This is a genomic window from Elusimicrobiota bacterium (assembly GCA_026388075.1).
Lineage (GTDB): Bacteria > Elusimicrobiota > Endomicrobiia > Endomicrobiales > JAPLKN01 > JAPLKN01.
This window is the reverse complement of record JAPLKN010000074.1, coordinates 1-26,692: the sequence shown is the minus strand read 5'-3', so window position 1 is coordinate 26,692 and position 26,692 is coordinate 1. Positions and strand designations below refer to the sequence as shown.

Below are 26,692 nucleotides of genomic sequence, written 5' to 3'. Positions count from 1 at the left end.
CGTAACAAGTCTAAAGTAAGCTAAAGATTTATATAAATAATTAAGTACGTGTCCCCGAATTATTTGGTACCGCTTAAAAAAAACTATTTTAGTTAATCATTTTAGTTGCGGTTCTGCAGTCGGTGCAGCTTGCCGGTTGCGGAAAATGAGGTAGTAAGCCGCCGGGATAAGCACCAGGGTTACAAGCGTTGAAACAACAAGCCCGCCTATGATCGTAAGTCCCAAAGGCTGCCAGAATTCGGAACCCTGCTTGGTGGAAAGAGCCATAGGCGTAAAACCAAACACCATGGCGCTTACCGTCATTAATATCGGGCGAAGCCTTACTCTTCCGGCTTCTTTTAATGCTTCTTTAATGTTCCATTTATCATCAACTAATTGCAACGCATAATCCAGGTAGACTACTGCCTGTTTTACCACAAGCCCGACCATCATTATAACGCCGATAAATGTAGTTATGCTCAAACTATAGCCCGTGAGCACAAATACCCAGATGGCACCCACAAAACCGAACGGCAGTGAAAACATAATGATAAGCGGTATAATCAGTGATCCAAACTGTGCCGCCATTACCATATACACAAGCATTATTCCGATCAGCAGCGCGAAAAGCAGTGACAAAAAGGATTCCCTCTGCTCTTTTACCGAGCCGCCCATACTCAGCGAGATCCCGGCCGGCAAAGGTATCAGGGCGAGGCGTTTCTCAAGTTTCGCGGTCATACCGCCGAGATCATTGCCTTCTATATTTGCCTCAACTCTGATTATACGCTGCTGAGCCTCGCGGTCTATCTGAAGGGGGCCGGGTTTTTTCTCAAACCGTGCGAGGTTTGAAAGACTTACCGTATCACCCGCGTTAGTTCTTACAAAAAGATTTTCCAGATCAGGCTCGGACTTGCGGTCTTCATCGCGCAGACGTATCGTTATATCGTACTCGCTGCCCATTTCGCGGTATACTCCGCTTCTCTGCTGGCTGAAGGCGAGGCTCACTGTATCGGCTATTGTCTGAACAGGTATGCCGAGAGCCCCTGCTTTAGCGCGGTCAATAACTACGTGATACTCAGGCCGCGTAATATCAAGCGAGATGGTAACATCTTTGAAACCTTTTATTTCTTTCTCCATCATGTTCTTTATTCTTTCAGCGAGCGCGTAAGAAGCTTCAAGGTCATAGCCAAAGATATTTAGAACCATCGGTTTGGTAGAACTCATAAGGTTTGCGGTCATGCCGCCGGTGGAGAATGTCATTCTTGTAACACCGGGTATCTTTGAAACCTTCTCGCGGAGCTTGTTATTGATCTGGGACACGCTAAGTTTACGCTTGTCTTTGCTCACCAACATTGCCGCAAACATTCCTACATTGGATCCCTGTTTCTGGCCCATTGCCGCGCCCATACTGCTTTGAGGATTGGTGCCGTCTCTCCAGAACATGCCCTTTATCCATTCGGGCGGGATAATTGCCCTGAACGCTTCTTCAGTCTTTTCCATAACTTTATGCGTGGTTTCAACTCGGGTACCGACCGGAAGTTCAAGTGTAACCTGCAACCGGCCTTCGTCCTCCTCAGGCATGAACTCCGAAGAAATGAACGGAACTATCAAAAGGCTTGCCAAAAAAATTGAAGCCGAAGCGGCCACAAGCTTTTTGGGATTTTCCAGCACCCATGATATAAGGCTTTTATACTTATTTTCCAAAGCAGAGAAAGCTTTATCAAAATGGTGAAAGACCCGGCTAAATCTCCCTTCCCGGGTTTGGGACTCAGCTCTTAGAAAAAGCGAAGATAACATAGGGTTCAATGTAAGCGAATCAAAAAGAGATAAGAGCAATGTTACTATAATAACTATAGATAAAGGCTTGAACATTACACCTGCCATGCCTCCTGCAAACAGCATCGGAAGAAAAACTACGCAAGAGGTAAAGGTTGCCACGGTAACCGCTCTGCCCACCTCAGAGGTTGCATTAACGGCCGCAGTTTTAGAGTCTTCGCCCAATTCTTCCTGACGGCGTATCTGGTTTTCCATAACAACCAGGGCATCGTCCACCACCAGGCCGATGGCTATTGTCAGAGCCAATAGCGAGATCATATTTATAGTATATCCGGCCAGATACTGTACGAGGAAAGAATCTAAAAGCGATATCGGTATTGAGGTAAACACTATAGCGGCAGGCCGCACCCTTCTTAAAAAGAAAAGTATTACGCCAAGGATAAGAAAACCAGCCACATAAAGCGTTTCTGAAAGGCTGCCAAGTGTACGCCTGATTTCTTGAGAAGTATCCATAAGCGGCGATATTTTTATATCTTTCGGGATACGCTTATGTATCTCAGGCAGTGCTTTCTTCACTCCGTCTGCCACGGCGATGCTGTTGGCTTCACTTCGCTTCTGCACCATTATCACGGCACCCGGTTCTCCGTTGAACATCACTTTTGACGTTTCCTGAGGATGACTGTCGCGGACATCAGCTACATCCTTTATTTTTATGGCCTGGCCGCGGGAAATGCCAACGACTGAATCTGCTATCTCCTGCGGAGAATTAAACTCTCCTGGCACGCGCAGCATATAATCTGTAATTCCTATTTGGATATTGCCTGCTGCCTGCATAATATTGTTGGCGGCAACCGCACGCCTGACATCAGAAAGGGTTATGCCGTAAGCTTCCAGACGCCGCCTGTCCACGTCAATGTTTATCTGCCTTGCCCGGCCGCCCATCACCATGACATTGCCTACGCCGGGCACGCGCTTGATCATATTGGAGACATCCGTATCCAGTATGTTGTAAATTTTGGAATAGGATTCGCTCGAGGTTACTCCCATGATAAGTATCGGGATATCTTTCATATCTATGCGCATGATAACCGGGTCTTCCGCCCCCGTAGGTAGCTGTCTTCTTATAACACCCAGACGGTCGCGGACATCGTTGGCTGAATTATCCAGGTTCGTGCCCCATTCAAACTGAAGCATGACTACCGAGAGACCTTCCCTTGAAATTGAAGTTACTTCCTTAAGATGCCTTACGATAGCGGTCTGAGATTCTATCATCTTGGTTATTTTTTCTTCCACCTCTTCGGTACCGGCACCCTGATAGGTTGTGATAATGCTCATGACCGGATAACTCACATCCGGGAACAGGTCCAAACCCATTCTGAAAAATGCCGAGATAGCCAAAACCAAAAGCCCGGTATACAGCATGGCTATGGCGACCGGGTGCTCCACCGCGAATTTCGGCAAAGCCAATATCTTAACTGTTTTATGCTTCATAGTATTCCTCTCATTTTTCTAGCCATAATGTTAAAAGCAGCCTTCACTAAAGAAAAAATTCAAAAGTTAAATATCAAGAATCAAAATTTTAGTGTCCCCCCTTGTTTGCTTTGTGCAAACAAAGCAGGGGGGACTTATTTAAGCAAATCCCGTTTTGTGGGATACCTTAATTTTGAAATTTCATCTTTGATTTTTAATTTACTGCAAATATTACTTCTCCACCACGCTCACCGAAGCCCCATCGGTTAGATTGTACCAGCCTAGGGTTACCACCTTTTCACCTTCTGAAAGGCCGCTCAATACTTCAGCATCAGTTTCCCTGATAATTCCTATTTTAATATTCTTTTTCCTGGCCTTACCCGAAGAATCCACGACGAAAACATATTTCGTTTCTCCGGTAGCGGCAAGGGCATCCCTGGGTATAGCAAGAGCATTCGGCTTTGAGCTGATTATAATGCTTACATTGGCGAACATCCCAGGTTTAAGTTTATTGCCGGGATTAGCCGCATCTATTTCCACGTCGGCAGATCTTGTTGCTTCATCCATAGCATTTGACATCTTGGTAACGCGGCCATTAAAAGTTTCGCCCGGATAAGGGTCGCAGGTAAAACGTGCCGTCATTCCTATGTGCACACGCGGAAAATCCCTTTCCGTAATACGCACCATAATTTTTATAGGGGAAATTACCGCCACTTCGCAAACCGGGGTAGCCGCATTAACATTTTGCCCGAGGTCAAGAAAATATCTGGTAAGAACTCCGCCAAGAGAGGAAGTAACTTCTGCCGCCTTAAATTTTAAACCAGGCTCGTCGCGGTCTATTAATGCCACAACTTCATCCTTTTTCACTATATCGCCCGCATCTTTTATTTTGCGTAGGAGCCTTCCCGGAACTTTCGGGTAAAGCCTGGCCTCGTTTAAGCCGCGGACATCTCCTGTCAACTGCATTTCTTCCTCAATTAAAACCTTTTTTACTTCTGCTACGGTTACGGGCACAGCCTCAATACTTTTCTTGCCGTTCTTTCCTTCGGAAAAAAAGCGCGGCGCTATTTTGAGCAGCAATATAGCTGCCATCAACACCAGTATCCCGTAAAATATTTTTTTCTTTACACTCATTGAATCCTCCTCGGCTTATTAAATCAAATATCAAAGATTAAAAATCTCGTGCCCTAGGCAGATCCGCCTTGGGCGGAAAAATTTAGGTGTCGCCTTTGGCGACTTATTGGAATCAGTCTGCCTTGGCAGACACAACAGTTTTGATTCTTGATTTTTGAAATTGTTTTCCTATTCTTATTTATCTTTCTTTTGACACCACCATTTATATCCGACTAGGGGCGCTCTCCATCAGAAGGTAAACCAACCGCCCTGTCAAGCGAAGTCATGGATATATTATAGTCATAAAGCACTTTTATACGCTGGGTGCTGGCTCCTATGAGCGATAACTCCGCATCTTTCAACTCAAGCAAAGACAGAAGTCCCGTTTTATAACGTTCCTGGGCTATCTTCAGGTTTTCAGCTGCAGTTTCTACATTTTCTTTCTGGGCCTGGAGACTTTCTCTTGCATTAACAAGGGAATAATAGGACTGACGGACTTCCATTATAACCCCGTCTGAAGCTCCCTGCACTTGTTCTCTGGCTTGTTCAAGTCCTGCCTTTTGAGCCCGAAAACGGCCTATTGAAAATAACCCGTCAAAAATAGGGATCAAAATACCTGCCTTTGCCGTCCAACTCGTGTAATATTTATCCATATCCGCTGTAAGATCGAGGCCTTCCCATGAATAAGCAAATCCCGCAAAAACGGTTGGTAAAAAACCGGCTCGCGCAAGTTCCTTAGATGAAACCTGCAGAGCTTCGGCTTCCTTTGCGATATTTAATTCAGGGCGGCGTTTTAAAGCCGCGCTGATCTCGTTCTCAAGCGAAGTATCCCTTGCATCTTGCGGAAATTCGCCTTTGATATCCATCTCTTCACCTGCCGGAAGGCTCAACACCATCCTAAGTCCTTCAATGGATACGGTTTCAAAATTTTTGGCAGATATAACCTCGGTTTTGGCATTAATCCTGTTGACCCTGGCGCGTGAAACATCGAAAGAAGAGACTCTTCCTACCTTATAGAGGCTTTCCGATGTCTCCAGATTTTCCCGTGCCACATTCTCCGCAGTCTTTGCAATAATCAATAATTGTTTTGCATAAAGAGCTGTATAAAACGCCTTCTTGACGTTTAATGTCAGATCATTTTCTGCCGACGCGAGTTTCAGTCTGGCAAGTTTTGAATTAGCTTTCATCGTATTGCGCAAAGGTTTCATTCTCCAGGAAAAAAGTGTCAGGTCAGCGGACAGGCTGGATGCATAGTATTCATTGGAATATATAGCCGGGCTTAATATAGATAGGTCGAAACCGGGCATAGAAGTGAGGCTTCCCAACATCGTTTTATCATTTCGTATATAAACAGTGCTCCATGATACACGCGGCATGAATTCCGATAAAGCCATCAAATTATTGCCGGATGCGATCTTTAAGCCGTTGCGGGCGGAGCGAACAGAAGGATTATTTTCCATGGCGTGCGCCAGGCAATCCTCAATAGTCCAGGCTTTTGCCCCGTTAGAAAAAGGTTGGCTATCACCAACCATACTGTCTGGATTTTCTTCATTAACTTTCTGATTCCGATGCATTTCAAAATTTTTAAAATTTGACCCCGAAGGGGTTTTTCTAACGGGGTTTGCAGCGGAAGTTAAACCTGACGCCGGCTTCGAGGGTTGCATGTCCTGAGAGAAAGCAAATGTTACAGGTAAACCAGCCAGCAGAAAGGCTATGAGCAACACTGGAATGTATCTTCTTGTACTCATCATAATATTACCTCTTAACAATTTTAATAGTTAGTGCCGATATAAATTATAAAAGAATAAATTTAATATATTCATTTTGAGCCGCCTTTTGCCAAAGAGATCCCATTTAGAATAAGGTCTATGATGCTTTCTTCTCTTTTCTTCAAGAATGACTTTTCATTTTTTACGTCAATATTAAGCATCAGCTGTGAAATAGGCTTGGAAATAAAATAGATCAATATCATACCCATAATACTTATCATCAATTGGTCGGGGTCGATGTCCCTTACTTTGCCGTTAGATACACCTTTTGCGTAAAGTTCAAGAAATCTTTTCCTTAAATCTGCTTCATCACTTGTTTGTGAATTTAAGTTTTTAATGTTTTGGGTGGTTTTTGTAATTTCAAGGGGATTGTGAACCATGGCTTCAATAAGAATTTTGGTAAAATTCATATTTGAAGATAATGCTCTCAAATGATTTCTTACAATAAGTTTTATTATTTCTATAGGATTTTCAGTTCTAAATAGTTTTTGTTTAAGATTTGCAAAGTTATTTTTGTGGATATTTGTCAGTATAAATGACAACGCCTCGTTATAGATATTTCCTTTGGTATTGAAAAAGTAATAAAGCATGGCTTTGTTGATATTTGCTTTATTGGCAATTTCATCCATTGTGGCACCGTATTTTCCTTTTTCAGCAAAAATTTCAATTGCGGCCGCAACTATTTTTTCTTTAGTATTCATAATTTCTCCATTCTTTAACTAAATAGTTTAACGAAAAGGTTTAACGATTTCGTTAATAATATAATACAAAAACTTTAATTTGTCAAGTGGAATTCCTCGAAGGGGAGTTTTTTGGGGACACAATACTTAATTATTAAATAAGTTAATCAAAAACTTGAATTAAGTTTTGTGTCCCCAAATGAATAAAGTCTTTTGCCGTTATTCCATTGAAAAAGGGAATCTGTACTTTAATAGAAATGTGGATTCCGTCCGCCCAGGGCGGACGGAATGACGGCAAGGTAAAAAGGCAAATAAAGGTTGACAAAACCAGTATCATGACTTATATATTTATTAGTTGAAACATTGCAAAAAATAACTAAAAACGATTTGAAAATTCACAAATAATTCACAAATTGTTTTTAAGTTCTTAATAACTATTTTGTATTAATATATAGGGAAAACGTGAACTGAATATAAAAGGAATTATTTGATGAACGATGAATATTATTTGCGAGGGTAAAATCATGGATAAGATAAAAGATTTTCTCAAGCAAACGGTTTATTTTTGCCGTCAATACATTATATTTATGTCGCGTAATTATTTACGCGCGTATTACGTAAACAAAGTAATCGCGGTAACAATTACGGTGTGTTTTATAACAAACATATTAGGCCCGAGCGCATTTGCAGCGCGTACTGACTTACCCGGCGAAAAAGAAAAGAAAGACAAAGAGCGAATAGAATACGTTTTATCCAACCCAAACATCCCCTACACACCAGCAGCAATAGCGCAACTCAAAGTTAAAGTAGAAACCAACGGCGTAATATCTGTTTTAGAGCAAAACAAAAAGTCCTGGCGACCGATAGGCTTTTGGAACGGCGAAAGCGCATACACCCCGAAAGGCGACGGCAAGTTTTCAAAAGAAGGAAACGAAGGTTTAAAGCAGGCATGCCTGCAATATTTCAAGAACAAAAATCTGCCCGTAGACGTGATGATGATAAAGAAGGGCGCGAAGGACGAAATAGAAAAAGCGAAAAAGGCGCAAGAGCTGGCAAGTCAAACAATTCCTGCACCGCCAACAGCCGAAGCAAAAGCTTTAACCAATCCCGCAAACGCAATCCAGACAGAACCAATTCAAGAAACATCTGAACAACCTGCAATCGAAACCCCGACAACCCAAACTGAAATAACCCAAGCAACGCAAGAAACAATACTAGCCCCAACAGCACTTGTAAATATTCAAACCATTCCAGAACTATTAAACCTTTTACAAAAACTGATCAACCCCGTTAGAGAATCCCAAGACATTGCCAATCAAGGAAACGAAATACAACTACAAACTGATTTTATTTCAATATACCAGCAACTATTGATAGGAATATTCTCTAACGGGGTCAACCCGCAAACAGCAAGTGATACCATAAGCAATCAAACCGACAAAATCTTAAAATCAATATCCGAGCAACTGAACATAACAGCTAACGTAACAAAAGACCAGCTAAAAACTATATATGTGTTTTTAGCTGATTTTTTTGCCGGCGGAGGGACAGTAATAAACTGCGCCGTAGAATCGCTAAGCACTTTGTTAGGTGTAAAAGATACACTAGAAAAAACGACAATTGGCTTAACACTGCTTTTGGTGGACATCTTTTCAGGCACATTTGATTTAGTAAAAAGCAAAGCGTTAAACCAGATAGTGACAAGCATGTCAGCAATCCAGACAGTAGCAAAACTGAACGGCCTGATCTTAAACGCATTCCAGGTAAATATTGAAGGACTCAAAGAAGCATTAAAGACAGGGGAAGTAATACTTTATTTGAAAGACCATTATGTGACAGCTACAAAAGTAGTAAACGACATAATATATTATTTGGATAGTAACGGCATACAAAAGACAATGACGCAAAGCCAATGGATAAACAATCTTGGCGGCGTAATACTGACATCAGCGAGTCTTGCCAAAGAAACAGTATCAAAGACAATCCTAGAAAGCCTGACAGGGGGATATCTCCCTACATACTCGTATTCATACAACGCTGAAACAGGAATGGTCTACTGGAACGGCCAAATAGGGTACTTAAGCCCAATAGACAACAAGGTCTATTCAGCAGACATAACAAACAGCGTTGTACGGATTAACGAAGATATGACATACAACGCATTATTAAACCTAAACCAAAACACAATATCCAAAGAAATATACAATCCGAACTTATTTACTTCATTCGTAGACGAACTAAAGTTTGTAGTTAATTTGATGTTAGACATAACCAAAGACCCAAGACTATCCGATCCTAAAGAAAAAGCAATAAAACAGGCAGCCGTATTTGCAGGGATCCTAGCAAACCCGATAAACCTATTTTCAATATCAAAACTTAGTGAAGACTACTTAAAAGAAGTCAAAACATTTTTAGAAGGCTTAAATCCTGGGGACTTTATTAATTTTTCAGCCGGCTGGCAAAAGTTTGCATCACTTGGGACATACATAGACATACTTACACAGAACCTTAACATGACTGGCGTATTTCAGATATCACAAAGCACAAAAGACTTTCTTGCAACCGGATATTCAAACCTCGTAACACACATCCAGCAGACATACAATAACCTTATCGGCATTTCAACTGACATAAACACCTGGACAAGCGTAACATACCAAATAGTATTTAACGCACTGAAAAGCTTGAATTTATCAAATTCAATAATAAATTATGCAATTCAAGATTCTACGTTCAACAAAGACATGACAACCTGGAACGAAGTGGACTATCAAGGCGTAATGGCGAAGATGGTATTTGGGCAAAACATAATGACGTACATAAACAGCGTCCAGGTAACACTTCCTCCGCAGAGGTTATCAAGTTTAACATTTTTAAGTAAAGCGCCCGGGATAACGAACATATCATATGATGACAATTTAAAGACATTGTATTTTAGTTTTAATACGACTGACCTGAAATTAAAAACGCGTGAAGGAATAACATTTGATCCTGACCAGACAATAAACGTTCGTATGGAATACGATGGAACGATAACGGTATTAACCGACAAGATTTACGCAACAGTGCAGGACGAGATAGGCTATTTTTATCACAATAAGGTAAGGACCAAAGGGATAATAACCGAAGACTGGAACAGATACGGTGTATCAGGCCCTGAAGCAGTGATATCTTTAAGGGCAGGCCGCTGGGCAGTAACAGGCGTAGGAACAAGAGCGTTGGCAGGTTCTAAAATTTACATAGATGATATAGCAGTCAATGTAAAATCAGGCAGTTTAGTAACTAACTACGGGCAATGGTATAAAGGAAGCCAGGACGCGCAAGCATACATATCAAAAGAAGACCTCAAAAAAATTGCTACAGGATATGATGTATCCGAAAACCTATTTGAATCAATATCAGGCGATGAAGTAAGTTTAAATTTTCAGACAGTGTATCAGGCAAACCCCAGTGATACGGTGACATTGCTTACAGCAGTAGCAAGGGCGCACGGCACGTTTACAATGACGTCAAACCAAGACACCGGAACATTTTTCGGCAAGTTTGACATAAAACGAGGATTTACATTCAAGGTGACAGGTGATGGCTACATATCTAACGGGAAAAACACTGAATCAATAAAACTAAAAGACGACTATTACTGGGCAGGTGAATCAAAGTTTTCAGTGAGGGAAAGATCGGGCAAACGGCTGATATCAACCACGCAAGGCAGTTTTACGTTAAGTTTCAATGATGGGGACAAGATCAGCATATTTAAAGGATTAGAAAACGCATACGGCCAGATATATCTTCTTTCAGAACAAAAGATGACAGGGCCTTTAGGAAAAGAATACAGTGAAACAAACCTGGCAAGATTTGAGATAGACAACGACGGCGATTTAGTAACAACGCAAGACATAGTAATAAAGTTTAAAGGGACTGATTACAGGATTTATTCAGGCGCAAAGTTAAGTTTAGAGCAAGGCAAGTTTAAGGTGACTGACGGAATAGCTTACACGGACAACGTATACTTTGCAAACCCGAGTGCAGGCGGCAGGCAGAGCCAGGCGCAGATAAACAGCCAGGCGTCGTTTCAGTATGCAGTTGGGGAAGCCATAAACGCAAACGAATACGATGATATTGACGGCTGGTATTTTAAAGGAACAATTTACGGATATAGTGACGACAACATATTATCAGCACTGTCTTCAGCGTCGTTTTACAGTGAAAAAGCTCAACTTACAATCGGATTAAACAAAAGCTTTACGGCTGGCGGAAAGAGTTTTAAGTCAACAAACACAACAAATACGGTAATAACTTATCGCGCAAACCAATTTTTTGTAAAGAATTCAGGCGGTCTTGAAGTAATAACTGACCAGGACGGTGTTGAACACACTTACCAAGTAAACGTAAACGGGGATATATACGACTACATACTACTTGGCGCAGGGGTAAACGACGGGTACGTAGAAAAATACACATTTAACAATTTCTGGGATGATTCGATAAACAGAATTACTAAAAAGACCGTAACAGGATATAACGACCATTCAAAAGACAGGGTAGAGACCTACACATACCAAACCCAATCAGATAACAGCATACAAAACACAATTACAGACGTTAAGTACACAATAAATACCGCCAAGAGTTATAAAATAACCCAGACATTTGATGTAAGCAGTTATAGTGATGTGGTAATCAAGACGATGAGTTATTACGGATACACGGATCACAGCCAGGACAGGACAGAAAGTTATACCTACATGAGATATTACGATGACGTGTTAAGGAAAATCAGGAGCGACATAGAATACACTTCTGAAAGCGGCAACGTGTTAGAAAGCCACGCTGAGATATACGCATTTGAGGCGGATAACACTGTAGGCCAGATGGTGCAGAGAAGTTTTACTTATCAAACGATAATTCCCGGCGGCGGCGGCGGAGGAGTTCCCGGTATAGGCGTAACGGATATGTCCAAAGACCGCGTTGAAACGTACACTTACACAAGAGTACCTTTTACCGGTGGTGAGGGGGTGTTAAGGACAGGAACGCAAGTGAGGTACAGCGTTAACACCAACAAAGATTACGATTTAACGCAAAACTATTTCAGGCTTGACGGATATCAGAACTGGCAAGAATATTCAAGGGTATATAATTATATTTATGACGATTCGCAGGACAGAATTGAAGGGATAACTTACGATATTTTTAGTGACGGGACATTAAGGAAACAAAGGTTAGATGTAAGTTATGTTTTAGATATAGGGAAAAACTATTCTGAAATCTATGGTTATGAGATAGTACACGGCGTAATGCTTCAGACATCAATGATATATAGCGGAGTATATGATCATTCAAACGACAGGACCGAAACATATTTATTTGATCAAAGGCAAGCAGACGGCAGTTTAATAAAGACAGGATTACGTGTGCAGTATTTATTAAATACGCAGAAAGATTACAATGAAAGCTATGTGTACAGTTTAGATGACGGGGAGTTATCATTAGTCCAGATGGTGCATGATGGCGTAATAGACAATTCGGAAACAAGGACTGAAAGCTACACTTATTTCAGATCAGCTAACGGAACACTGCAAAAGCTTATGACGGCGGTAGACTATTCGGCAAACGGGATTAGTTACAACGTAGCCAAAAACTACATAGAGAATTATTACTACGGTGTAGTTGAAGGCCAGTTTGTACAGACCGGGAAGGATCACATAACAACATTCTTACTTAATGGTTTGATAGACCAATCGCAGTGCTGGAAGGAAGAATACGATTATAGCAGATCATTAGCGGGTGATGGTAGCCTTCAAAAGACAGGGCTGCATTACACATATATCAATTTGGACAGTACTGAAAATACGTTGCTTACGGAAAGAAGTTATGATGAGTATTACACATACGAATTACAGTATGGTGAAAACGTTCAAAATTCAATGACGCATACCGGAAGAGGGACAAACACATCGCAGGACAGGATCGAAACTTACACATATAGCAGAAGCGTGATATATAACAGTGTTACATACAGTTGGGACAACAGCTTAAAGAAAACGCAAGTTATATTTGATTACACATATAACAAGACGCAAAGCAGAATAGAGGGCTACATTTACGAATTTGATAATACGTTAGGTGACGTAGTTCAAAGCATGATGATATATAGCGCGATACCGTACGCAGGTGATGTAAACGACCCCAATAATACGAATGTAGACAGGTCAAACGACAGGATAGAAGTTTATGAATATGAAAGGAAGACGGACGGCAGTATCCAAAAGACGGACATTAGAGTAAATTATTTATTATTTGCTATGAGGGATTACGAAGAAATAAACACTTATACTTATGATTGGCAAAACGGACAATTAGTAATGAACGAGATGCGTCATCAGGGGTTAGACAGTGCTACAAACGGATTTTCGGCAGACCATTCGCAGGACAGGACAGAAAGTTACGACTACGACACGAGTTCAAGTGACGGTGCTATTACATATGCGTGGGACGGCAGTTTAAGAAAGATAGACACATTGATAATGTATGACAACAATCCGACGAAGAATGTTCACGAAATAGATATATACGGGGGATACCAAGAATTCGGCCAGACAGTATTAAAGACAAAAATAACCGAACACTTAAATTATGACGGGACGATAAACTTAAACGATCCGCCTACAAGAGAGGATTACAGCTACGGAAATACTTTTAGTTTAGTTTTAGATCCTACATTAAGCAGATTATTCATAGGCGGAGAATACAACCTTATTTGGGACGGGAGCCTGCAGAAAACGCAAAGTACTGTTACATACGGCACAAATGATGCAAGGAACTACACTGAGCATTACGGTTACCAGGTAGCCAGCGGCGAGATAGTTTTAGGCGGTATGGCGCACATAAATTTAATGGATGCTTCAGAAAACCGGGCTGAGTTATATCATTACAATCAGACGGGTTCGCAAAATCCAAGTGATGCTGTAAGACAGGCAGATGGGACATTAAAAGTTTTAGCGATGCAGGTGTTATATTTACAGGACTATAACAAATGCTACACGAAGACATTTGCATATGAAAAAGACATGACAAGATGGGGCGCCGCGCTTCAAACATCTGCAGGATATAGCGGTTTAGATTGGTACTTATCGGACGGCACTTTTTATACTGCAGATCATACTGCAGACAGGACAGAAAACTATAATTATAGCCGGGCGGTAGACGGGAGCTGGAAGATTTGGACGGTTGAAAAGTTATTTACAAGAACAAATGCTAAAAACGTTTTAGAAACTTACCGCTATGACACATTTTATGGCGAAATAAGGGAAAGCGAGATTAATTATACAAGTTTATCGTACGATCATTCACAAGACAGGACCGAAACCTACCAATATGAAAGACAGACAGACGGAAGCCTGCAGAAAACCCAGACCACAGTAAATTACGGATCAACTGACCAAAGGAATTATCAAGAAACATATACATATTGTGATTTTGCAGAGCTTGCAGCCTATCACCAATTAGTGATGACCGAGATGAGCCATATCGGGCTTCAATATACAGACGGTAACGGAAACATAGTTACAGACACTTCGGAAGACAAGACAGAACACTATACCTACGGGAATTTAGTTGATGAGATTGTTTCGGGCGACATGAACGGTGACGGAGATACAACTGATACTTACTCTTGGGATGGAAGCCTTAGAAAAACGCAAACATCTTGCGTCTATACAGCTTCAAGTCAAAAAAATTACATAGAAAAAACAGCCTACCAGACTATAGAAGGGATAGCAGTGGAAAAGCAGAAAAAATATATTGGTACTAACGACAATTCAAACGACAGGATTGAAACCTATTCATACGCAAGAAGTGCGGGAGCTGCCACCTGGGACGGCAGTTTACAAAAGGTCGAACAGCAAGTTAGATATGCTGTAAGTTCGCAAAAAGACTACGATGAAACATACACTTACAAGATAGTTCAGGGGGATACGGAACTTGCGGTATTGGTTCACGACGGGATATATGATGATTCAGAAAGCCGTACAGAAAGTTACACATATTATTTGAATGCTGAAGACGGTTCGGTGCAGAAAGCGATGATGTCGGTAGATTACTCGGTAAATGGTGTAAATTACAATGTTTCAAAGAATTATGTTGAATATTACACTTGGGGGCTTAAGAATGTAGACAGAACAATAGATTACGGGCAGTTGGTAATGCTAACCAAAACCCACATAAGCACGTATGAGCTTAACGGCCAGGTAGACGCATCGCAGAACTATCAGGAAGAATATGAATACGGGACAAGTGCCACTATTACAGAAAATGACGGCACAACTACTACCTATTATTGGGACGGAAGCCTTCAAAGGACTAAAGTATCGGTAAGATATTCCAATTTGCCGTATTTTTACCAGGACAACAATTTTTATTTTGAGTATTGGAGTGGCACTTTTGGGAGCCATAGACTTATATACACAGCACACGGGACAATGGAGGGTTCAGCAATTCTTGCACTGCTTGCAAAAGGAGCGACAGCGGTATATGACAGCACTACAGGCAAATATAAACTTATAGATCCTGCATCAGGAATGACTTATGTGTATAAAGATAACGGAACAGATATAAATAATCCTGACAATTACACACTTGCTGATATTTTTTGGCTGATAAGACATTGGTTTAATAAGGCGGGCGAAACCGTATATCTTGACCATCCTTTAACAACCATACCTGATGATCCTAAAAACTATAGTATGGATATAGCATATCAGAATATTAACGGCAAAGTAGTTGAATATAAAATGAAGTATACCGGAACACAGGATCATTCTAAAGACAGGCTAGAAACATATGGATATGCCACATCAATACAAGAATATTCTACCGATCTAAATGGAAACGGGACCACCAATGATTCAATAATTTGGGACGGCAGTTTGCAAAGAATACAGACAGTATTTGATTACACATTTAACAAATCACAAAACCATATTGAAAACACTGTTTACGAATATGATAATACGCTGGACAGTGTTGTTCAAAGGAGCATGGTATATTCTGGATTGCCGTATTCAGGCGATGTAAACGATTCCAACAATACGAATGTAGACAGGTCAAACGACAGAATAGAGTTTTATGGGTACACCAGTGAAGAAGACGGAAGTATTCAAAAGACAAATACAAAAGTATTTTATTCATTTAATATTGCAAGAAACTACGAAGAACAATACACTTTTGACATCGGAATTAGGGATGGCGGCGGAAATATTGTCACTAATTACGGAGAGCTTGTTATGACTCAACTGCGCCATCAGGGGTTATCTTTTACAGTTGGCACCGAAATCTATACCGATAATTCCCAAAACAGAACGGAAACTTACATATACGGAACAGACTATTTTGATGGGACCACTGACTATAGTTGGGATGGAAGTTTAAAGAAGGTAGAAACCATCACTGTATATGACAATGACGCATCAAAGAATGTTCAGGAAACAGAAGTTTACGGCGGACTTGTTGAATATGGACGAGTAGTTTTGATGGCAAAGATAACTACGCCGTTAAATTATGACGGTTCGGTAAATACGAGCGCATCAATTAAAAGGGAAGACTACACATATGGAAATTCGTTTAACATAACACTGGATTCTAGCTCACCTTTATCTATAGGCGGAGCGCCTGTTAATTTGAGTTGGGACGGGAGTCTGCAAAAGATTCAGACGTCGGTAAGTTATGGCGCAGCAGACTCAAGGAATTACGATGAACATTATGCGTATCAGATTGAGGATAGCGAGATCGTAATGACGGGAATGGAACACTATAATTCGGTGGACAAATCAGAAAATAGGGTAGAGATATACGGCTATGAAAGAGTAACTGACGGCAGTCTAAAAATTAATAATTCAGCAGTATATTATTTAACCGATTACAGCAAGAGTTATACAAAGTCAGTTGTGTACTGGGATGTAAACACTTACGGTTCTGCGCTGGAAACAAGAATAACTTATCAGGGGCTGGACGGTTATTTGAAAGACAATACCTTGTATATTGCCGATCACAGTAAAGACAGGATTGAAGACTATACATATACGCAAGCTGCTGATGGCAGTTGGAAAACATATACAATTGATAGATCTTTTACAAAGGTCACAACGCAAAGTGTCAGAGAAACATACAGCTATGCAAGTTTTTACGGCGAGACAAAAGAAAGCCAGATAGTGTATGAGGGGCTGTCTAGCGATCGTTCGCAGGACAGGACAGAAACCTACCAATACGAAAGGCAGATAGACGGCAGTTTGCAGAGGATCGAGACAGAAGCAAGTTATTTGCAGGAGCCTGCGAAATCGTATAACGAAACCTATACATATTGCAATCCGGTACAGTTATCTACATATCACCAGCTTGTTATGACTTTAATGGTACATAACGGACTTTCTTATACTGAAGGAGTGGTTACGGATACAGACACTTCAAACGACAGGATAGAAAATTATACTTATGGCACTTCGGTAAATGAGGCTATTTCCGGTGACCTGAACAATGACGGAGATACAACTGATACTTACTCTTGGGACGGCACACTTAAGAAAACGGAAGTATCGGTAGAATATTTATTTTCGGATTACAAGAACTATACGGAAACAACGGCTTACCAAAACCAAAACGGGCAAGTAGTGGAGTACAAAAAGAAACATATCGGGACAAACGGCGGAGACACTTCTGAAGACAGGATAGAAACATACAATTATGCGACAAGCCTGAATATAGGCGGAACGCCTTATGCCTGGGACGGAAGTTTACAAAAAACGAATGTTGAAGTAAGGCATATAACCTATTCGCAGAAAGACTACGATGAAAGTTATATCTATGGGATTCGCCAGGGTGATGTTGAACAAATAACAATGGTTCACGACGGGGTAACGGATAAATCAGAAAGCCGGACTGAAAACTATACCTATATAACAGCGGCGGATGGAACAATACAAAAAGGATCAGCTTCAGTTGATTATTCAGTAAACGGAGTAAGTTACGATGTAGCCAATAACTACGTTGAGTATTATACTTATGGATTAAAGAGCGCGGATGGAACTACAGATTACGGCCAGTTGGTGCAGTTATCAAAAGCGCACATAAGCAAATACACGATCGGCGGTATAGATTATTCGGACAAATCGCAATGCTATCAGGAAGAATACGAATACGGGACGAGTGCCACTATCACCGAAAGCGATGGTACTACTACTCCCTATAACTGGAACGGAAGCCTTCAAAGGACCAGAGTTTCAGTAAATTATTCTAACCTTGCAGACTTTTACCAAACCGATGAGTTTGATTTTACATACAATAGCCCCAAATCCGAAACAATGTCAGGGCTTGTGATACAGGCGCTTATCTTAATGGGAGCAGCTATTGTATATGATGCAAATGGTTATAATGGCAAACATTATAGACTTATTGATCCTGCTTCGGGGCTAGAATATGTTTATAAAGGAAGCGGCGATTATTATGATCCGAATAACTACGAACTTGCAACCAGTTATTACTACGATCAGCATGCTGGCCAATTAACATCCAGCCCTATATATTTTGACCACGGTTTAACAAAACTTCCTCCAAACGCAAAGAATTATACGCAAGTTATAGCTTACAAGAATCAATCCGGGACATTAACACAATATAAGATGCAGCATACAGGGCTTGTTGACCATTCGCAGGACAGGATTGAGACCTATTCATATGGAAGAAGTGTAGGGGCGTCAACATGGGACGAAAGCCTTCAAAAGACTGGAACACAGGTAGGATACACAATAAATTACAATAAAGATTATGAAGAAAACTATGTCTGGGGAATACAGCAGGGAAGCCTTGAATTGATTTCTATGATTCACGACGGAGTTACGGATAAATCAGAAAGCAGAACCGAGAGCTATACATATACAAGGGTTGCTGATGACGGTTCAATACAAAAGGATTCATTAACTGTTGATTATTCGGCTAATGGCGCTCATTATAATACCGCAAAGAATTATATTGAAAGCTACACATACGGTCTTAATGCCGGAGGTATTAATTACAATCAGCTGGTAATGACCAGCAAAACACATATAAACGAGTACGTTATTAATGGAACTACATATTCTGACCAGACACAGTGCTGGAGAGAAAATTATACTTACGGTACATCTTCAACAATTAGTAATGACAATTCCGTCTTTTATCATTATTATTCATGGAACGGGAAACTTGAGAAAACAAGAACTGACGTAACATATATTAATAGGGACTCGAACAGAACAAATAATTTTGAGCTTAGTGATAAAAATTATTACGAAGTATTTGGTTATGGCATGGAAGCAGGAAAACAGGTTTTAGAAGCCATGATGCATGAAGGATCTGTTATTAACCGTTCGGATGAAAGGATTGAGACATATACTTATGGAACGAATATTTCTGAATTTAAAGACGAAGGCAGTTGCACGGTCAGTTCCGGAGTAAATAATGTTATAAATATGACTGAACACAATTTTAGTAACGGAGATTTGGTGAAGTTCAGCGGGGTGTTCACGCCTGAAGGAATACACAGCAATTATACATACTATATTATAAATAAGTCAGACAACGCATTCCAAATTTCCCTGACATTTAATGGGCCTGCGGTTCAATTCACTTATAATACGGCAACAACTCTTGAAGCTTTTAGAGTCATAGGCGACTTTAACAATGACGGAGATACAAATGATACTTTTAATTGGGACGGCAGTGTGCAAAAGACTCAGACCGTTTTTGATTATGTGTTTAATAAAGCGCAAAGTCGTATTGAAAAATATACATATGAATATGATAATTCGATAGGTGATGTTGTGCAAAGAAGCTTGATCTATAAACAACTTCCCTATTCCGGCAATGTTAATGATCCTAATAACATAAATGTAGACAGGTCAAACGATAGGACAGAAGTTTATGAATACGAAAGGCAAGCGGACGACGGAAGTTTACAAAAGACTAAGGCTTCCGTAACTTATAATACGTATCAAAAGGATAATTATTCTTTTATTTATTTCGGTTGCGATTACGATACTTATAATAATCAATACAGCGGAACAATGTCCGGGGAAACACTTCAAAGCCTTATCGCAAAGGGAGCAACTACGGTTTATTATAGAGGGTCTATTAATGCAAGTATAGTTGAAGGTTATAGGCTTATTGATTCAGCTACTGATATTGATTATGTATGGAACGGTAAGGGTTACGAGCTTGCGACTGCAGCCAATGGTTATAATGCTAATGTAAGCAACGGACGTTACTGGAAGACAGGATATTATTATCCTTCCGGCATTCAAACCTCCTATCAAATAAGATATAGCCAGGTATTTTTTTCCAATCCTTTGGAAAGTTTAATTTCAGCTAAGAATTATACAGAAAGCTATTTCTATGATTTACAACCGGGCCAGCTTGTAATGACACAGTTGAGGCATACAAATTCTGTTGACGGCTCGCAAAATAGGACAGAAGATTATACATACGGTACAAATTGTTCTGACGGAGTTACTACCAGCTACTGGGATGGGAGTTTGAAAAGAACCGCAATTAAGATTACATATGATAATAATTCTTCAAAGAACATCCAAGAAACGGATGTTTACGGAGGGCTTGCTGAGTTTGGTCAAGCTGTTCTAAAAACCAAAATTACCACACCCCTAAATTCTGACGGGACAATTAATGCCAGCGGAAACTCTGAAAGACAGGATTATACGTACGGAACAGATATTAGAGATTCAAACGGCAATATTATTGCTGAATGGGATGGAAGCCTGCAAAAGATAAGTGTTTCAGTAACTTATGGCATTCCAGGTTTTTATCAGAGCAATAGCTTTAGTTTTGGCACTGGCCAAATTGATGGAACAATGCCAGGAGAAGCGATTCAAGTCCTGGCTAGCCGGGGCGCTACTGCCAGCGGTGCTGCAGCAGGATTTTATCAAAAACTTGTTGATTCTGCTTCCGGTGTTCCATATGTATATAAAGGCAGCGGTGCTTTTGAAGACCCTAGCAGTTATGAAGCCGCAACCCTAGCCAACGGGTATGTAGATGTTGGTCCTGAACCAGAAAGGTTATATATGAGGATTTCGGATTCTACATTACACGGCGTGATTTACTTTGTAAATCCAATATTGCCGGACCCGAAAAGTTATATTGAAAATTACTCCTATGATCTAGTATCCGGAGAAACTTCTCTGATAAAAATGGAGCATATCGGTTCGGTTGATAAATCCGAAGACAGAATAGAAAATTATCAATATGTAAGGCTGTTTGACGGCAGTTTAAAGATTCAAATCTTGCAGGTTCACTACACAACCGATTATAACAAAAGTTATAGAAAAAGCTTTAGCTATATAAGTGACGCATACACATACGGATCTACTTTTGAACTTGAAGCAAACGTAATATATGCCGGCATTGATCAGGATGGGGCACACATAGCGGACCACAGTCAAGACAGGGTTGAAACCTATACATATACACAGGTGGCAGACGGTAGTTGGAAAATTAATACGATAGAAAAAAATTATTTATATACTACAGCACTAAATAGCAGAGAAACCTACAGCTATGCCAAGTTTTACGGCGAGATAAAGGAAAGTCAAGTAGTATATTTCGATTATTCTCAATATCAATCAAACAGGACAGAGACTTTTTCTTATACAAGGCAGGCGGACGGCAGCCTGCAAAAAACCCAAACTGACGTTATTTATGATGTAAACGTTGCCAACAATTATAGAGAACAGTATTTGTTCGATACTTTTGACTCTGCCGGGAATAACTATCACCAGCTTGTTATGACTGCAATGATTCATACAGGTCTTTCCTTTGATGTAGGTGGCATTAGCTATAATGACACTTCAGAAGACAGGATTGAACGATATGTTTATGGAAGATCCGTTGATGAAAATACTTCCGGAGACTTGAATAATGACGGAGACACAAATGATACTTACTCTTGGGACGGGAGCCTGCAAAAGGTTGGTGTTTCTGTTAGCTATTCTATTCCGCCATACTTGCAACAAAACAATAATTTTACGGGAATATATGCACAACAAGCTATAAATGGAACAATTACTGCGAAAACAATTGAATATTTTATTAATAAGGGTGCGGTCTCGGTTTATGAGAGTGCATGGAACTCATATGTGCTTAGAGGTAGTTATAATAATCAGCTTTATAACTATGTGTACAAAGGAAGTGGCCCTATTGATGATGTAAATAGTTATGAACTTGCCACAGCAGATAATGGCTATAGTTCTTTAGGTACAGCATACTATACTAAAGATAATAAGACATACAGCGCAATGTTTTTTAATGTTAATCCCATAAAAAGTTTGGACCCTGACCCGAGAAGTTATACGGAAACAATAGCGTATCAAAATCAAAGCGGAGAAATTGTTGAATATATAAAAAAGCATATCGGAATTTCTGACCATTCGCAAGACAGGTTTGAGACATATTCCCATGCAAATAGCGTTTCTTCAGCCGGTACTACTTTTACTTGGGACGGGAGCCTTCAGAAAACCGGGATTCAAGTCAGATATACGCTAAATTCCCAGAAAAATTATGATGAAAGCAATATTTACGGCATTAGGCAAGGCAATATTAAGCTAGTTACAATGGTTCACGACGGCGTAACCGATAAATCAGAGAGCCGTACCGAAACTTATTCATATTTAACAGCGGAAGACGGATCAATTCAGAAAGCTTCAGTGAATTGCGATTATTCAGTCGGCGCAACACATTATAATATTGCAGATAATTATACTGAAAGTTATACATACGGTCTTAGCAGTAGCGGTGGTACATATTACGGTCAGCTAGTTCAGCTAAATAAGACACATATTAACCAATACACAATTAACGCGACTCAATATTGGGATCAATCCCAGTGTTGGACAGAAACCTACACTTACGATTGGCAAACCGGAGCGGACAGTTCTCTTCAAAGAACAAGAACTGATGTAACATATGTAAATTTAAACGGTATTACTCCCAACCCTGGCCTAACTGATAAGAATTATTACGAAGTATATTATTATAATTTTATATCAGGAGACGTTGTACAGACAAAAATGGTCCACTGCGGACTAGGCGCTAATAGTTCCTATGTTAGATCTGAGACCTATACGTATGCAAGATCACTGCAGGAAGATGCCATTACCGGCGACTTAAACGGTAACGGCAGCGATGGATCAGCTATTCCTTGGGATGCTTTTGTATGGGGTGGCAGTCTTAAAAAAATATCTACTGTATTTGATGATTTTATTAATCAATTTGACAAAACACAAAGCCGAATTGAGAAATATACATATGAATACAACGCTTCGTTAGGCCAGGTTATTCAAAAGAGTATGGTTAACAAGGCCCAAATAATTGCTGGATATGCGAATCCGGATCAATCAGATGACAGAATTGAAATTTATACTTATACCAGGCAGCTGTCTACGGACGGCAGTGTGCATTCCAGGCACTAGTTTTATCGATCATTCTCAAGACAGAACGGGAATTTATACTTACGGGATAAATTTAAATGACGGAGTTACAACCTATGCCTGGGACGGGAGTTTAAAAAAGATCGGTATTAAAATTACTTATGATAATGACGCCGCAAAAAATACTTTAGAAGTAAGTATTTACGGAGGACTTGCTGAGTACGGTAAATCAGTTCTAATAACAAAAATTATCTATCAGATGAACAATGGCGGAACTGCAACTGTTGGAATCCCGGTTAGAGAAGATTATACATTTGGCACAAACATTAAAGATTCAAACGGCAATATTATTGCTTCATGGGACGGAAGCCTGCAAAAAACACGAGTCTCGGTAGCTTATCCGCTTGATTATTCTAGCAACATATTTTCTTGTATTTCGAATTCTTCGCAAGTAGTAAGCACTCCTATAAATCTGCAGACAATTCAATCCTATATCTTATCAGGAATAACTACTATTCCAACGGCTAACGGGTATAAAATTGTCAATTCAAATGGCATAGATTATGTGTTTGAGAGCAATTCTTTTGTCCTTGCGACTCTAGCCAACAATTATATAAACAATGGAGACGGAACTTATACAAAAGCGGGCCAAATATATTCGCCTGTATATTTTCAGGAATCATTTGCAAATCACAGGGATTACATTGAAAACTACAAATATTCAATTATTTCCGGTGAAATTGTTATATCAGAGATGACTCATAGCGGAACAAGTTTAGTTAACAAATCTGAAGATAGGACAGAAACTTATCAATATGCCAGACAAGTGGACGGAACTTTAAAATCAACCATAACGGAAGTTCGTTATACAGAAGATTACAGCAAGAATTATAGAAAAACCCTTATATATTCAACAAATATATACCTCTATGGAACTGTTCAAGTTCTTGAGATGGATATTGCGGGTTTGAACCAGGATGCATTGCATCTAGCCGAGCACAGCCAGGACCGAAATGAAATATATACATATATTCAAGTGGCGGACGGAAGCTGGAGAAAGTATACAATAAGGAAAGATTATATTTACACGATTGAAAAAAGCGGGATTGAAACTTATAGTTACAGTACGTTTTCTGGTGAGGTAAAAGAAAGCCGGATGGAATATGTCGGGCTATTTTCTGACCATTCACAGGATAGGCTGGAAACCTATACGTATGCAAGGTCATTGCGGGAAAATGCGACTACCGGAGATCTAAACGGGAATGCGAGTCAGAATGAATTAATAACCTGGGACGGCAGCCTTCAAAAGACTCAAGTCTCGGTAGTTTATACGATTTCACAAAATCAGAGTATAAACTTTTGGTTTTCACAAGGAGGCAGCAATTTCAATGACACAATGAGTGTGCAAACAATTAAAAACTTTGGTTTTATGGGAGCCACTACTGTTTCTGACGGGGCAGGTGCATATAAGCTTATTGATTCTGCTACTGGTGCGGATTATGTCTATAAAGGCAGCGGCGATTTAAATAATACCGGCAGTTATGAGCTTGCTACCGCCGCTAACGGTTATTCCGCCTCCGGACCTGACTTGTATGTAAAGGTTGTTAACGGTAATCCTGTGGAATATAGCGCGATAAAATTTTATATTTCTTTACCTGCGATACTACAAAAAAGTTATACAGAATTCTACGGTTACGTGATGATATCCGGCGAGCTAGTCGTAAAGAAAAGCAAACATATCAGCCTAACTTCTGACCAATCGGAAAACAGGACTGAAACTTATTTATATTCAAGCCAGGACGACGGCAGTTTGAAGAAAACAAGAAATTCTGTCAATTATATTGTTGATTGGGGCAAAAATTATATTGAGAATTACACTTATGGCTTGGTTTCAAGCGAGCTTGTTCAGACAGTAATGTCATTTGACGGCACTTCCGATAATTCAAATGACAGGACTGAAACCTATACATATTCAAGGACAGTTAAGGAAGGTGCTGCGCAGGACATAAACAGTAACGGAGTAACAGGTGAACTTCTATTTCTCTGGGACGGGAGCCTGCAAAAGACGGGAGTTCAAACCAGATATACATTAACTTCCCAAAAGGATTTCAATGAAAGTTTTATATACGGCCTTGTGCATGGCAGTGTTGAAATAACTACGAAGTTTAGTGACGGTGTTACTGACCATTCAGATGCGAGGACAGAGACCTACACATATGATCGCCAGTCGGACGGCAGCCTAAAGAAAACAGGGTCCTCAGTGCGGTATAACCTAAACTGGATTAAGGATTATAACGAAACTTATATTTATGATTTCTATGGTTTAACCTCAGGCGAACTTGTTCAGACGGATTTGGTATATGATGGTTTGTACGATAATTCAAACGATAGGACAGAGACCTACACCTTTGACCGCCAATCGGACGGCAGTCTAAAAATGGAAACCGCTCATGTTCAATATTCAATTGATTATGCAAAAAGCTATACGAAAACTTTTACTTATGAAAGCGATATGACAATATACAACTCAGCTCTTATGACATCGATGGTTTACCAAGGTTTTGATCTGGATGTTTCTCATAAAGCTGACCATAGCCAGGATAGAACTGAGGCCCATCAATATGTAAAAGTGGCGGATGGCAGTTGGCAGACATGGAAGGTGACAAAAAATTATGATTTTAACAGAATACAAAACGGCACTGAAACTTATAATTACGGTACTTTTAGCGGCGAGATAAAAGAAAGTCAGATGGTATTTATAGGTTCGGGAGGAGACAACTCGGAAAACAGGATTGAAACTTATTTATATACAAGGGCATCAGATGGGAGCCTGCAAAAAACTCAGATGGACGTTTTGTATTATAGTATTAACGGCAATCAATCAAAATCGTATAGAGAAATTTATACTTATTGCGATGCGACGCTCCTGGCTTCGTATCATCAGCTTGTTTTAAGACAGCTGCGTCATGAAGGCCTTCAGTTTAGCGTTCTAGTTAATGGGATTGAAGTTAATTATACCGATAACTCTCAAAACAGGACTGAAGTCTATGGTTATGGCACTACTTTTACGGAGACCGGCAGTTCGGGCGATCTTGATGGTAACGGCAGTGATGGAAGTATAGCTCATCCCTGGAACATTATTAACTGGGACGGAAGCCTGCAAAAGATCGGTATAAACATTACGTATGATAATGATTCCTCAAAAAATGTACTAGAAAGAAATGTTTACGGGGGTGCTTCTGAATACGGACAAACGGTTTTAAAAACAAAAATTACAACTCCTGCCAAAATTGATGGTACTGTTAATACTGCGGGAATTGTAATGAAAGAAAATTACTTCTACGATACAAGCTCAACTATTAACGGTAATAGCTATAGCTGGGACGGGAGCCTGCAAAAGACGCAAGTATCGGTAAGTTATGATTATAATTTTGTAAATAAT

Annotated in this window: 6 protein-coding genes; 2 read left to right on the top strand and 4 right to left on the bottom strand. The window is 40.1% G+C overall.

Annotated features, from left to right (window positions below; all coding sequences use genetic code 11):
• Positions 1–96: 96 nt before the first annotated feature.
• The 4 genes from NT145_04280 to NT145_04265 form a co-directional block, all read right to left on the bottom strand.
• Positions 97–3,246: an efflux RND transporter permease subunit gene (locus NT145_04280; protein ID MCX5781907.1), complete on the bottom strand. Its 3,150-nt coding sequence runs from the start codon at positions 3,244–3,246 to the stop codon at positions 97–99.
• 210 nt (positions 3,247–3,456) lie between these two features.
• Positions 3,457–4,359: an efflux RND transporter periplasmic adaptor subunit gene (locus NT145_04275; protein MCX5781906.1), complete on the bottom strand. Its 903-nt coding sequence runs from the start codon at positions 4,357–4,359 to the stop codon at positions 3,457–3,459.
• A 212-nt stretch (positions 4,360–4,571) separates the two neighbouring features.
• The gene (locus tag NT145_04270; GenBank protein ID MCX5781905.1) at positions 4,572–5,912 is read right to left on the bottom strand and encodes a TolC family protein; all 1,341 of its coding nucleotides are present in this window, start codon (positions 5,910–5,912) and stop codon (positions 4,572–4,574) included.
• 245 nt (positions 5,913–6,157) lie between these two features.
• A complete protein-coding gene (locus tag NT145_04265; protein ID MCX5781904.1) occupies positions 6,158–6,808 on the bottom strand; it encodes a TetR/AcrR family transcriptional regulator in 651 nt (216 codons plus the stop codon).
• A 503-nt stretch (positions 6,809–7,311) separates the two neighbouring features.
• Between NT145_04265 and NT145_04260 the strand changes: the two genes are divergently transcribed.
• Both NT145_04260 and NT145_04255 read left to right on the top strand, forming a co-directional pair.
• Positions 7,312–23,292 carry a hypothetical protein gene (locus NT145_04260; protein ID MCX5781903.1) on the top strand — a complete coding sequence of 5,327 codons (15,981 nt, stop codon included), beginning with the start codon at positions 7,312–7,314 and terminating at the stop codon, positions 23,290–23,292.
• Positions 23,273–26,692: hypothetical protein (locus NT145_04255; GenBank protein ID MCX5781902.1), on the top strand; the 3,420-nt coding region annotated here is incomplete at its 3' end. The genes NT145_04260 and NT145_04255, both read left to right, overlap by 20 nt.